Below are 13,176 nucleotides of genomic sequence, written 5' to 3'. Positions count from 1 at the left end.
TTATTTTAATGCCAGCCTTTCAATATGACGGCATACAGCTTTTGTGATTTCGTCAGTCGAGGCAGCAGAGGTTTCACCCCTGCTTAGGTCTGCTGGAAGAAGCCCCTCTAAAAGTACCTGTTCAATAGCTTCTTCTACGACATCTGACTCTCTCTGAAGGCCGAATGAATATTTCAGCATCATGGCACTTGAAGCGATCGTGGCCAGAGGATTGGCTATTTTCTTTCCAGCGATATCAGGTGCCGACCCGTGGACCGGTTCATATAAAGCTGGCTTTTCACTGCCTATGCTCGCAGACGGCAGCATGCCGAGTGACCCTGTCAGCATGGACGCTTCATCGCTTAAAATATCTCCAAACATGTTTTCCGTTACGATGACATCCAGCTTTTTGGGATCATACATAATTTGCATGGCAGCGTTATCTACAAGCATATGCTCAAGCTCCACGTCCGGGTAGTCTCTGGCTGTTTCTTCGGCTGTTCCCCGCCACAGGCGGCTTGATTCAAGAACGTTCGCTTTATCAACTGATATTACTTTTTGCGTGCGTAAACGGGCAATTTCAAAAGCCTGCTGAACGATTCTTTGAATCTCTGATTTTTTATATACTAATGTGTCCACCGCTGCTTCTTCCCCATCGATGGTCCGGCGTTCTCTCGGCTCACCAAAATAGAGACCTCCGGTTAGTTCCCGGACAATCATCACGTCGACTCCATCAATAACTTCTTCACGCAGAGGCGAACTGTGCAGCAAACTTTTGAAACTGCGGACCGGGCGCAGATTGGCAAACAGTCTTAATTCTTTACGGATGCGGAGCAGCCCCTTTTCCGGACGTTTTTCTCCCGGAAGGTGGTCCCACGCCGGGCCTCCTACTGCCCCGAGCAGAATGGCATCGCTTTTTTTACAAATATCAAGCGTATGAGCAGGAAGCGGGTCATCGTACTTGTCCACCGCACCTCCGCCGATATCTGCATACTCAAACGTAAATGAATGGTTAAACGATGTTTCAACCTGCTTCAGCACCTGAGCTGCAGCCTCTGTTACTTCCCGTCCGATACCGTCACCGGGCAGGATCGCAATCTTCTTTTCCATCTCGATCTCTCCCTTGTCCGCTGCTTCAGTAATTATTTTATGGCGTGGATATATTTGCTACTTTCGGCTGGTTTTCTGCACGCCGCTGGTTCATTACACGATTCACCGCGTTAATATACGCTTTTGCAGAAGCTTCAAGCACATCGTTATCTGTTCCGCGTCCACTTGATTCTGTTTCTTCAAATGCCAGGCGCACAAATACTTCTGCTAACGCATCGCGGCCACCGGTGGTGGACTGGATACGATAATCCTGAAGTGTAAATCCTTCACCAACAATTTTTTCAAGCGTGTTGTAAAGAGCTTCCACACTTCCCGAGCCAGTACCTGCATGCTCGAGGCGCTCTCCTGCCTGATCCAATACCGTAACCGTAGCAGTTGGTATATTGGCGGTTCCATACGTGACCTGCAGAGTTTCAAGAGTATAGTATTTTACCGCATCGCCGGCTTTCTCATCGGCCATTAAAGCAAAAATATCTTCATCCGTAATCTCTTTTTTCTTATCTGCCAGTTCTTTAAATGATTTGAAGACTTTATTGATCTCTTCTTCGGTGGCATTGTAACCAAGAGAAATAATTTTTTCTTTAAAGGCGTGCCGGCCGGAAAGTTTGCCGAGCACCATCCGGTTCGCTTCTACACCGACAAGCTCCGGCGTAATAATTTCATACGTTGACGTTTCTTTCAATACGCCGTCCTGATGAATACCGGATTCATGGGCAAAAGCATTGTCGCCGACGACGGCTTTGTTGTTTGGAACCTGCATACCCATCAGGGAACTGACAAGGCTGCTCGTCCGTTTAATTTCGTTTAGCGTAATATTGGTCGATTTGCCATAAAAATCATTCCGGATATGCAGAGCAACTGCAATTTCTTCCAACGAAGCATTGCCAGCACGTTCTCCAACCGCGTTGATGGTACATTCCACCTGCTCGGCGCCGCCTTCTACAGCAGCCAGCGAGTTAGCGGTCGCCATGCCGAGATCGTCATGGCAATGCGCTGACAGTACAGCTTTATCGGCGTTCGGTACCTCATTCTTAATATAGCGGAACATACTGCGGATTTCCTCCGGCATAATAAAGCCGACTGTGTCCGGCAGGTTCACTACGTCGGCGCCGGCATCGATAACTGCTTCGACGACTTCTGCCAGGAATGGCAGCTCTGTCCGGCAGGCATCCTCTGCAGAAAACTGGACTTTGGCAAAACGTTCTTTTGCATAGCGTACCGCGTTAACCGCTGTCTCAATTACCTGTGCCTGTGTCATATGAAGCTTGTGCTCACGATGGATGGGGGAAGTAGCCAAAAACACGTGAATTCTTGGCTCCGCCCCTCCTTTTAACGCTTCCCAGCAGGCATCGATATCAGAAGTAAGCGCCCGGGACAAGCCGGTTACTGAACTGTTTTTGACAGTATCCGCGATTTCCTTTACAGAACGGAGGTCGCCTTTAGAAGCAGCTGGAAATCCCGCTTCAATAATATCAACACCCAGACGTTCGAGCTGTTTCGCAATTTGAAGCTTTTCTTCAAAGTTCAGGTTGACGCCCGGCGTCTGCTCTCCATCTCGAAGCGTCGTATCGAAAACGTTAATGTTTTTCACAGCATTACACTCCCTTGGAATTTGGGTTAACAAACGGCATCATTTCGCGGAGTTCACGGCCTACCTGCTCAACGAGGTGATTTCTTTCCCGGGCGTTGGTAGCGTTGAATTCTGGACGGTTCGCCTGGTTTTCTGCAATCCATCCTTTAGCAAAACGGCCGGTTTGAATATCAGTCAGAATGCCTTTCATGGCCTGTTTGGTATCTTCTGTTACAATGCGCGGTCCAGCCTGGAAATCTCCCCACTGGGCGGTGTCTGAAATAGAATAGCGCATACCTTCAAGACCGCCTTCATACATCAAATCAACGATCAGCTTCAGCTCGTGCAGGCACTCAAAATAGGCAATTTCCGGCTGATATCCGGCTTCAACAAGCGTTTCGAACCCGGCTTTAACAAGCGCGGACGTTCCGCCGCAAAGAACAGCCTGTTCCCCGAAGAGATCGGTTTCTGTTTCTTCCTGGAAAGACGTTTCTAAAATACCGGCACGACCGGCGCCAATTTGTTTTGCATAAGCAAGTGCAGAGTTCATGGCATTTCCACTTGCATCCTGATACACAGCATACAGGGCAGGCACACCGGCTCCCTGTTCGAATGTCCGGCGCACAATATGTCCCGGCCCTTTAGGTGCTACCATGAATACGTCCACATCTTCCGGTGGCACAATCTGGCTGAAATGAATATTGAAACCGTGCGCAAACGCAATCGCTTTTCCAGCTTTAAGCTCCGGCTTGATTTCTTCTGTGTAGATCGTCGGCTGATACTCATCCGGAAGGAGGATCATGATAACGTCTGCTTTTGCTGACGCTTCTTTTACAGAATATACTTCAAATCCATCCTCCGACGCCTTGTCCCATGACTTTCCTCTGCGAAGTCCAATGATAACGTGAACGCCGCTTTCGCGAAGGTTTTGGGCGTGGGCGTGGCCCTGAGAGCCATAACCTACGATTGCTACTGTTTTCTCCTGAAGTGCTGCCTCATTTACATCGTTGTTATAAAATACCTTTGCCATTGCTAGAACCTCTCCTTTTATGAATACTCATTAATTAATAATGGAATACCTGGTTTGATCATTGCTTTTTTTCGTAGCTCTTTGGAAAGCCGTTACACCCGTGCGGGCCATTTCTTTAATGCCGTACGGCCTTAAGAGATCGATGAGCGCCTCTACTTTCGGTGTGTCCCCAGTTACCTGAATCGTGACGCTTTCTCTGCCGACATCGATGACTGTGGCACGGAACGGGGCAATTAAATCCGATATTTCTCCACGCTGGCCGGAACCTGTCATGACTTTAATCATCGCGAGTTCTCTGGCTACAATCGCTTCATCGGTAATATCACGGACTTTTAGTACGTCCACCTGTTTGTTCAGCTGCTTGATGACCTGGTCGAGCCCCCGTTGGTCACTCACGTTCACCACGAATGTCATTCTCGACACCTCCGGGTTTTCCGTCATCCCAACCGTGATGCTTTCAATATTAAAATGACGGCGGGCAAACAGGCCCGTAATGCGGTTCATTACTCCTGTTGTATTGTTTACTGTCGCTGTAATGGTCCGCCTCATGGTTTCACTCCTTCCATTTGATGATGCCCCTGCCCGGGAGCGATCATCGGATACACATTTTCTTCTTCGTGTACTCTGCAGTCGATAACCACCGGGCCATTATAATTAAATGCTTCTTCAAGCACTCCTGCTACTTCATTTTCGTCAGTGATTTTGTACCCTTTAATATCGTACGCTTCCGCCATTTTCACGAAATCCGGCTGGATCGGGAACAGGGAGTTCGAATACCGCTCTTCATAAAAGAGCTGCTGCCACTGGCGGACCATACCAAGGGAGGCATTATTGACCAAAAGCACTTTCACCGGCAGATTCAGCTCCTGCAGAATCGATAGCTCCTGCATTGTCATTTGAAAGCCGGCATCTCCAAGAATAGCTACCACCTGACGGTCCGGCTCAGCAAACTGGGCACCGATTGCAGCTGGAAACCCGAATCCCATTGTTCCGAGTCCTCCGCTTGTCACCCAGGCGTTCGGATGGTCGAATTTATAATACTGGGCAGCCCACATTTGGTGCTGGCCAACGTCCGTCGTGATAATCGCTTCGCCATTAGTTTTCTCATACACTAACTCTGTAAGCTTCTGCGGTTTAATATACTCAGAGCCTTCCTTGTACCAGAGCGGGAATTCCTGCTGCCATTCGTCCACTTTCATTCTCCAGCGCACGCTTTCGCCAGGCTGTGGGTTTACTTCATTCAAAAGGCGAAGGGCTTCTTTGGCATCCCCCACTACCGGGATATGCGTTTCAATGATTTTACCGATCTCTGCCGGATCAACGTCAATGTGGGCGACTGTCGCTTGCGGGGCGAAGTGCTCCAGATTCCCGGTGACACGGTCGTCAAAGCGGGCGCCAATATTGATAAGCAGGTCAGCTTCGTGGAGGGCCATATTGGCTGCATACGTTCCGTGCATTCCGGCCATGCCAAGCGCCAGTTCATGAGTACCTGGAAATCCGCCAAGTCCAAGAAGCGTTGAAGCAACCGGAATCTGCTGCTGTTCAACGAATTCAAGCAGTTCCGGGGAAGCACCGGCATGCAGAATGCCCGCTCCGGAGAGAATTACCGGACGCTTGGCTTTCGTTACTGCCTCGGCAAGCTTGCGGATCTGAAGTTTGTTTGGTGTGTACGTTGGCTGGTAGCCAGGGAGGTTCGGCTCATCATCGTAATGAAACATTCCAGAGGCAATGGATACGTCTTTAGGAAGGTCAATTACGACCGGTCCCGGACGCCCTGTGGTAGCAATATGGAATGCTTCCCTGATAATTCTCGGCAGGTCTTCTACCGTTCGTGCCTGAAAATTATGCTTCGTGATCGGCATCGTAATACCCAGGATATCTGCTTCCTGAAAAGCGTCCGTACCAATCACGGAGGTAGCTACCTGACCGGTCACAACCACAAGAGGGAGAGAGTCAATCATAGCGTCAGCAATGCCGGTGACCACGTTTGTAGCTCCTGGTCCTGACGTTACGACACACACACCGGGCTTCCCTGAAACTCTTGCATATCCCTCTGCTGCATGAATGGCCCCCTGCTCATGCCGCGAAAGGATATGACGGATACCGGTACGGTAGATTTCGTCGTAAGTGGGAAGAATAGCCCCGCCGGGATAGCCGAAAATAGTGTCTACATTTTCCCTGGCCAAAGCCTGGATCAGCATGCTTGAGCCACTCATTTCCTGGTTTTCGTCTTTCAGTTCGCGCCCTTTTACTTCTCTCACTCTTGTATTCATACTCGCTCCTCCTTTTATACTCAAATCTTTTCTTTCTCACTGCCTGCCTCTATATACGTCCTCCGAGAAGGGAACTACTGGATAATAAAAAACGCCCTTTCACCTCCAATAGACAGCTGCTGCTGCTCTAAAGGGGCGAAAAGACGTCTGCTTTTCACGGTACCACCCTTTTTTACAATAAGCTCGCACTTATTGCCTTAAGAACCGCTTTTCCGGTTCGGTTTGCCATAACGGAGGCCCACTCGGCATCCGGCTTTCCCTACTCAGGTTCAGGAAAGCTCTCAAGGGGGAGTTCAATACGATTTCCTGCTGCTCTTTCAGCCACGGCAGCTCTCTGTGAAGGAAAATACATTATTTACTGGTCCCTGTCGTCGATTTCTCAATACTATTTAATTATATTGTACATCTATTCAGTCAATTAGCCAATCTCTATGCGGGAATTGTCTGAATAAACTTTTACTCCGTCCTCTACTACTTTCTGTCTGAAAGCGCGCAGAAGACGGTTTGTTTCTTCTCCCGGCTCCCCGTCCCCAATTATTCTTCCGTCTACCTTCACAACGGCAATGACTTCTGCAGCTGTGCCGGTCAGAAAGACCTCCTCGGCGGTATAGACGTCGTGTCTTGTAAAGGCCTCTTCGCGCACGTCGTATCCCATGTCTGCAGCCATTTCCAGAATCGCCTGCCGGGTGATTCCCTCTAAAGCTCCAATGTATCCCGGCGGCGTCATCAGCGCTCCATTTCTAATAATAAAGATATTATCTGCGGACCCTTCCGCGACATACCCCTGATCGTTCAGCATCAATGCCTCACTGACGCCGGCCAGGCTTGCTTCCATTTTCACCAGTATATTATTCAGATAATTTAATGATTTCACCTTAGGACTTAACACATCCGGCCGGTTCCGCCGGGTCGCCACTGTCACAATTTCAAGGCCGTGCTCATAAAATTCTTTTGGATAGATTGCAAGCTCCTCTGCGATAACTATGATAGAAGGATTTGCACACGATGCAGGATCCAGGCCAAGGTTTCCTACGCCTCTTGAAACGACAAGCCGGATATAAGCATCTTCAAGTTTATTTTTCTGCAGTGTCTGCCTGATGATTTCCGTCATCTCTTCTTTAGATTGAGGTATATCAAGCATGATCGATTTCGCAGAGTGGTATAAACGCAAAAGGTGTTCATCCAGCTTGTAAATATTGCCATTGTATACGCGAATGCCTTCGAAAACGCCATCGCCGTATAAAAAACCATGATCATATACGGAGATTTTGGCATCTTCCTTTTTGACGAATTCTCCGTCCAAAAATATCCATTGTTCCGACACTGATATCACCTCTGCGTCCCTTCAATCTATCGTCTGCCTTTCTAATTTAACAGGGTAATGTGTACACCCTCAAAAGGCAAATGTTCTTTCTCTGACTACATTTTTAACGTTTGACGTATATATTACGCCCAATCTAGTTTGTGGTCAACCATTTTAAATAAACTTTTTAGATAATTTGTACTTCTGCATCAGATATAAGTTCCAGTGTCCACTATGCTGAAATATAATCTTCCATATTTTCCGCTTTTCTCTTTTCCAACAGCGGTTTGAAAGTAAAATAAAAGGGACAGAAAAGGAGGCCCCTTTTCTGTCCCTTGAACATATCGATAATTAAAAATGGCGTCCCAGGCAGGACTCGAACCTGCGGCCTACAGCTTAGAAGGCTGTTGCTCTATCCAGCTGAGCTACTGGGACATCTGTTTTTTGCGACATTCATTATGTTAAAATATTTTTCCTTAAAAGTCAATAAAGGTTTCCAGAGGGATTTTATTCACCCTCTGGAAACGGAAAGCTTTTTGAAAGATCAAGAAGCTCATTGCCTGAGTCTCTCTCGTAAAAATGGACGTTAATCGACTGGCCCTGATTGGAGACATTTACGATAGCATACGTCTGTTCGGGCCGTTCCTGCGGAAGCAGCAGGCTTCCGGGATTCACAAAAATTGTTCCGTCTTCTTCGAACGCCCCAGCTACGTGAGTATGGCCGGAGCATACCAGGTCAGCGTTGATTTGCTCAGCTTTAGAAAAGAGCGAAGCATACGATGTTTTCACCTGGTATAAATGTCCGTGAGTAAGATACGTTTTAATGTGCCCCACATCTACCGTTAATTCATCAGGGAAATTTCCCGGACTGTCGACATTGCCCTGTACGATGTGCACATTATTTAACAGTTTGTCATCCGGCGAGGCTTCCGAATCCCCGCAGTGCAGCACAGCACTTACTCCTTCCTGATGACGGTCGAGTACCTGCTTTAATACTTCTTCGCTTCCATGATTGTCGCTTACCACTAAAATGTCCATTGATTCTGCCTCCAACTCTTTATGATTCATAAAATTATTTTCAGCTGTCCAGCAGCAGCTTCCGGCCCTGAGCCCAAAGCTTTTCAAGCGCCCTGCCCCGATGACTGATACGGTGCTTTTCTTCTGCATTCAACTCTGCCATCGTCTTTTTGTAGTCTGGCAAATAGAACACAGGATCATAACCAAAACCGTTAGTTCCAGCCCGCGCCTCTGCTATTTCCCCTTCACACGTTCCCGTAAATGTATGCACACTTCCGTCTGGCAGTGCCACGGCCAGCACACAAACAAAACGGGCGCTGCGTCTATCACGAGGAATATGCTTTAATTCCTGTAAAACTTTTTCCATGTTCGCTTCGTCATCTTTGTTTTCTCCTGCATACCGGGCAGAGTACACGCCCGGACGGCCGTCTAAAGCATCAATCTCCAGACCTGAATCGTCTGCAATCACTGTACAGTTGAGATGGTCTCTCACAGCTTCTGCTTTAATAATGGCATTTTCTTCAAAGGTAACGCCTGTTTCAGGGATATCGTCAATCTTTTTCTCCAGTAAAGATTCCACTTTATACTGACTGCCAAACATGTGTTCAAACTCTTTTACTTTGCCAGCGTTTTTTGTAGCTATTACGATCGTTTTCAATTACACCATCCTTCCGCTGCCATCATCTGAAAACTTTTCTTCGATAGAAGCCGCTGCGGGCCCAATAACCTGCTTTTGAAGCTGAATGATCTCATATACTCCTGTCTCTGCAGTATCGAGCATATCATTAAGCTGTCCTCTTGTATACGAGGCTTCTTCCCCTGTACCCTGTACTTCTACGTATTCCCCGTTTCCAGTCATCACTACGTTCATATCTACATTTGCCTGTGAATCTTCTGCATAAGCAAGGTCGAGGATGGTCTTCTGTTCAGCGTTAAGCCCTACAGATACAGCCGCTAAATAATCCGTTATGGGAAAGCCTTTGAATTTCCCCTGCTCGTGGTAGGACTGCACAGCCATAGCAAGTGCAATAAAGGCTCCTGTTACCGAAGCGGTACGAGTCCCTCCGTCGGCCTGAATGACATCGCAGTCAATCCATACGGTGCGTTCACCGAGAAGTTTTAGATCCACTACCGCCCGGAGCGCACGCCCAATTAAGCGCTGAATTTCCATAGTCCTTCCCGTAAGCTTGCCTCGTGCCGCTTCCCGGATATTACGGGTTTCAGTCGCTCGTGGCAGCATCGAGTATTCTGCCGCAATCCATCCTCTTTTCTCCCCACGCATAAAAGGGGGGACCCGTTCTTCAATACTCGCCGTACAAATCACCTTTGTCTGTCCAAAGGAAATCAGCACCGAGCCTTCAGGATGCTTTAAATAATCTGTTTCAATTTGAATAGAACGAAGTTCATTCCATTCCCTTCCGTCCAATCGATTCATACAATCTTCCTTTCTTTTCACTCCTGGTAAACCTTCCGCTAGTATCAAGCCGAATAGAAACTACCTGTTCTATATGTTGGTCCATCCATTGGTTTGCTATGTTTCGGAATTCTGTTTCAGGGCCTGTAGTATAAAACCTGTGAATTGGAGGAATATCTCCCGCATTTAAGGTTTCATGATAATTAAGCAGCGTGCTTACTTCCCTGGCTGTTTCATCGCCGGAGGAAATTAACTGAATTTCCGGTCCAACTGCCTCCTGGATGACACTTTCAAGCAATGGGTAGTGAGTACAGCCTAAAATCAGCGTATCATACGAAACGTGCTCTAATGGCAGCAGTGTCTGCTTCACGATATCGAGAACTGCCTTCCCCTCGCATTGCCCCTGCTCAACAAGCGGAACGAATGGCACACATGCAAGCGAGGTGACTTCTACCTCTTCATTTATGGACTTCAAGGCCCGTTCGTATGCGCCGCTGCTGACGGTGCCACTCGTACCGATAACGGCTACCTGATCTGTCTTTGTTACTTTCAGTGCGGAGATGGCTCCAGGAGTTATTACACCTACGACCGGAATGTCCAACGCCTGTTTTACTTCTTCAAGAACCACGGCTGTTGCTGTGTTACAGGCGATCACAAGCATTTTAATATTCTCAGACTGCAGCCGCTCAATCATCTGCCAGGTAAAAATCCTTACTTCTTCAATCGGCCGCGGGCCATACGGACACCTGGCAGTGTCCCCTATGTATATCATTTCTTCTTTTGGCAGCTGCCTTAAAATTTCCCGGGCAACAGTCAGGCCTCCGAGGCCTGAATCAATAACGCCAATAGGTTGTTTCATGTTTGCTTCTCTCCATTTTCAGCCCGTGTTGTCCGGACTTGGACTAACCAGGTTTTTTCACTCTATGCCCTGCCTCAGGACTACTACCAATATTATAATTTTTGTAAAGAGCTTTTTCACTCAGGAACATCAACTTTTTCAGTATACAAGAAAATGAGCGTTTCATCACCCACAAAAAAGCCTGGAACCTATCAACGGTTCCAGACTTTTCACTTGCCTGCGTCCTGCTTACTGAATGATAAACCCTCTGTTTTCCACAAGCTCAGCGATTTCATCCGCTGTGGCACATTTCATCGCTTCTTCTACAAGCCCTTCTGCATCTGTTTTCTTCAACGAACGCAGCTGGGTTCTTGCCGGGAGCACTGAGGTGGCGCTCATGCTGAATTCATCCAATCCTAACCCTAACAGAAGAGGAACCGCTGCAGGTTCGCCAGCCATTTCGCCGCACATTCCTGCCCACTTGCCTTCTTTATGAGCAGCGTCGATTACGTTTTTAACTAAACGAAGAATCGCCGGGTGGTAAGGCTGATACAGATGAGCAACTTTTTCGCTCATCCGGTCCGCAGCAAGCGTGTATTGGATTAAATCGTTAGTACCTATACTGAAGAAGTCCACTTCTTTAGCAAAAATTTCTGCTGCCGCCGCTGTGGAAGGAATTTCTACCATAATACCTACTTCAATATCATCGGAAACTTCGATATTTTCACCCTGGAGCTCTTCTTTTGCCTCCGCGAGCATCGCTTTGGCTTCACGGACTTCTTCTACTGTAGCAACCATCGGGAACATAATTTTTAACTTCCCGTAGGAGCTCGCCCGCAAGAGAGCGCGGAGCTGTGTCCGAAACATATCTTTTTTTTCGAGGCACAGACGGATCGCTCGAAAGCCGAGAAACGGATTCATTTCTTTTGGCAGATCCAAGTATGGAAGTTCTTTATCGCCGCCGATATCAAGCGTACGTATAACTACTGGTTTTCCTTGCATGCGCTCAAGCACTTCTTTATAAGCCTCAAACTGCTCTTCTTCAGAAGGAAGTTCATTTCTGCCCATGTACAAAAACTCTGTCCGGTATAAACCGATGCCTTCTGCTCCGTTAGCTAAGACGCCGTCGAGGTCGTTCGGGGTACCAATATTAGCTGCCAGTTCTACCGTGTGCCCGTCCTCTGTTTCCGTCGGCTCATTGACCAGCTTCGCCCACTCTTCTTTCTGGCGGTTAAACTGTTCTAGCTTTTCTTTGTACTCCTGGACTTCGGCATCACTTGGATTAACGATAACCCGGCCCTCCAGGCCGTCTACAATCAAAAGGTCGTCCTGATTAATCGTGTCCGTTGCTTCTTTTGTGCCCACGACAGCCGGAATTTCCATCGATCTGGCCATAATAGCAGAATGAGACGTACGCCCGCCGATGTCTGTAGCAAAGCCTCGAACGTATTCGTTCAATTGGGCCGTATCAGACGGGGTCAGGTCATCAGCAATAACTACTACTTCCTGGTCAATCGTTGCCAGGCTGGTATTCTCAAGACCAAATAAATGCATAAGAACACGTTTTGACACATCCCGGATATCTGCGGCGCGCTCTTTCATGTATTCATTATCCATGTTCTCAAACATATCCACATACATATTGGCTACTTCGCTGAGAGCATATTCTGCATTGGCGCTCTCTTCCGTAATTTTACTGGAGACACCATCCATAATCTCAGGATCCTCCAGAACGAGCAGATGGGCAGAGAAAATCTCCGCCTGGTCTTCTCCCATGTCCTGAAGTGTTTTTTCCTTAATCACCTGAAGTTCATGCTTGGACTCCTGAACTGCTTCTTTAAATCTTGTGATCTCTTCCTGGGCGCTATCCACCGTTTTTTTACTTATGTCTAATTCCGGTTCTTCCAAAAGAAAAGCTTTTGCAATCGCTATTCCTTTTGAGGCAGCAATCCCTGTCAGGCTGGCACTCATTATTCTCCAAGCCCTTCTTTAATCACTTGATCCACTGCTTCCATCGCTTCCTCTTCATCGTTGCCTTCAATTTTAACCGTTACCTCGGAACCTTTTCCAACGCCGAGGGACATAACGCCCATGATGGATTTCAAGTTTACCGATTTGCCGTTGTATTCTAAAGAAATGTCTGAAGAAAACTGGCCGGCTTTGTTTACAAGCTGCGTCGCCGGACGCGCGTGGATTCCTGTTTCGTTTGTAATAGTGAATGTTTTTTCCTGCATGATTTATACCCCTTTTCAATATAGATCGCTTTCACTAAGAAGCACGCACCATGTGCGCTTTTCTGGAAAGCAGGCTTTTTATATTGTACTTCACCCTTAATAAAGTCGCAACTGCGATCTGCTCCATAAACCCGGAGCCTTGTACACTGCTATTATCAACGGTTTCAGTATGTAAATACTGTTATATTGTACCACTGAGTTTTATGGGAAACAAGAATAGACGCAGCAGCCGGCTTTCTCATAATGAACAAAGCTGCTTTCGCTGTATTGGCAGGCAAAACGGTCAGTGACTTTTCATAAATATAATAAAAAAGACAGCCCGGGGGCTGCCTCAGATTGTAGACAAAGGCCTCCGAAAATGATTTTCGGAGGCCTTTGTTTGTGCCATTGAGGGAAAAAGAAGCATCC

At 47.5% G+C, this 13,176-nt stretch carries 13 protein-coding genes, 1 tRNA gene and 1 other annotated feature; all 14 genes read right to left on the bottom strand.

Features of this window, described 5'->3' with window-relative positions; genetic code table 11:
• Positions 1-1,089: a 3-isopropylmalate dehydrogenase gene (leuB, locus tag ACTTK6_RS07225; protein ID WP_462833075.1), complete on the bottom strand. Its 1,089-nt coding sequence runs from the start codon at positions 1,087-1,089 to the stop codon at positions 1-3.
• A gap of 37 nt (positions 1,090-1,126) precedes the next feature.
• Complete coding sequence (locus ACTTK6_RS07220; protein ID WP_094908461.1) at positions 1,127-2,680, bottom strand: 2-isopropylmalate synthase; 1,554 nt, start codon at positions 2,678-2,680, stop codon at positions 1,127-1,129.
• Between the two features lie 4 nt (positions 2,681-2,684).
• Positions 2,685-3,689, bottom strand: coding sequence for a ketol-acid reductoisomerase (gene ilvC / locus ACTTK6_RS07215; protein WP_079475807.1), 1,005 nt, complete (start codon positions 3,687-3,689; stop codon positions 2,685-2,687).
• Positions 3,690-3,719: 30 nt separating this feature from the next.
• The gene (gene ilvN, locus ACTTK6_RS07210; protein ID WP_079475806.1) at positions 3,720-4,238 is read right to left on the bottom strand and encodes an acetolactate synthase small subunit; all 519 of its coding nucleotides are present in this window, start codon (positions 4,236-4,238) and stop codon (positions 3,720-3,722) included.
• On the bottom strand, positions 4,235-5,962 hold the full coding sequence (gene ilvB / locus ACTTK6_RS07205) for an acetolactate synthase large subunit (RefSeq protein ID WP_079475805.1): 1,728 nt from the start codon (positions 5,960-5,962) through the stop codon (positions 4,235-4,237). The genes ilvN and ilvB overlap by 4 nt, the downstream gene beginning before the upstream one ends.
• A gap of 128 nt (positions 5,963-6,090) precedes the next feature.
• Positions 6,091-6,343: a binding site (T-box leader), on the bottom strand.
• 37 nt (positions 6,344-6,380) lie between these two features.
• Positions 6,381-7,286, bottom strand: coding sequence for a branched-chain-amino-acid transaminase (gene ilvE, locus ACTTK6_RS07200; RefSeq protein WP_079475804.1), 906 nt, complete (start codon positions 7,284-7,286; stop codon positions 6,381-6,383).
• A gap of 337 nt (positions 7,287-7,623) precedes the next feature.
• Positions 7,624-7,700 (bottom strand) — tRNA-Arg (locus ACTTK6_RS07195).
• Positions 7,701-7,772: 72 nt separating this feature from the next.
• Positions 7,773-8,303 (bottom strand): metallophosphoesterase, encoded by a 531-nt coding sequence (locus ACTTK6_RS07190; protein ID WP_462833074.1) that lies wholly within the window; start codon positions 8,301-8,303, stop codon positions 7,773-7,775.
• A 40-nt stretch (positions 8,304-8,343) separates the two neighbouring features.
• Complete coding sequence (locus tag ACTTK6_RS07185; RefSeq protein ID WP_462833073.1) at positions 8,344-8,940, bottom strand: XTP/dITP diphosphatase; 597 nt, start codon at positions 8,938-8,940, stop codon at positions 8,344-8,346.
• Complete coding sequence (rph, locus tag ACTTK6_RS07180) at positions 8,941-9,717, bottom strand: ribonuclease PH (protein ID WP_462833072.1); 777 nt, start codon at positions 9,715-9,717, stop codon at positions 8,941-8,943.
• Positions 9,686-10,555 carry a glutamate racemase gene (gene racE, locus ACTTK6_RS07175; protein WP_462833071.1) on the bottom strand — a complete coding sequence of 290 codons (870 nt, stop codon included), beginning with the start codon at positions 10,553-10,555 and terminating at the stop codon, positions 9,686-9,688. The genes rph and racE overlap by 32 nt, the downstream gene beginning before the upstream one ends.
• 228 nt (positions 10,556-10,783) lie before the next feature.
• Positions 10,784-12,505: a phosphoenolpyruvate--protein phosphotransferase gene (gene ptsP / locus ACTTK6_RS07170; RefSeq protein WP_462833070.1), complete on the bottom strand. Its 1,722-nt coding sequence runs from the start codon at positions 12,503-12,505 to the stop codon at positions 10,784-10,786.
• Positions 12,505-12,768 carry a phosphocarrier protein HPr gene (locus ACTTK6_RS07165; protein ID WP_022793139.1) on the bottom strand — a complete coding sequence of 88 codons (264 nt, stop codon included), beginning with the start codon at positions 12,766-12,768 and terminating at the stop codon, positions 12,505-12,507. The genes ptsP and ACTTK6_RS07165 overlap by 1 nt, the downstream gene beginning before the upstream one ends.
• A gap of 164 nt (positions 12,769-12,932) precedes the next feature.
• Positions 12,933-13,176, bottom strand: a 244-nt coding sequence (locus ACTTK6_RS07160; protein WP_462833069.1) for a hypothetical protein, incomplete at its 5' end; no start/stop codon positions are given.

This window comes from Marinococcus salis, assembly GCF_054971365.1.
The sequence above is the reverse complement of the archived record's forward strand: the minus strand, read 5'-3'. Positions and strand labels throughout refer to the sequence as shown.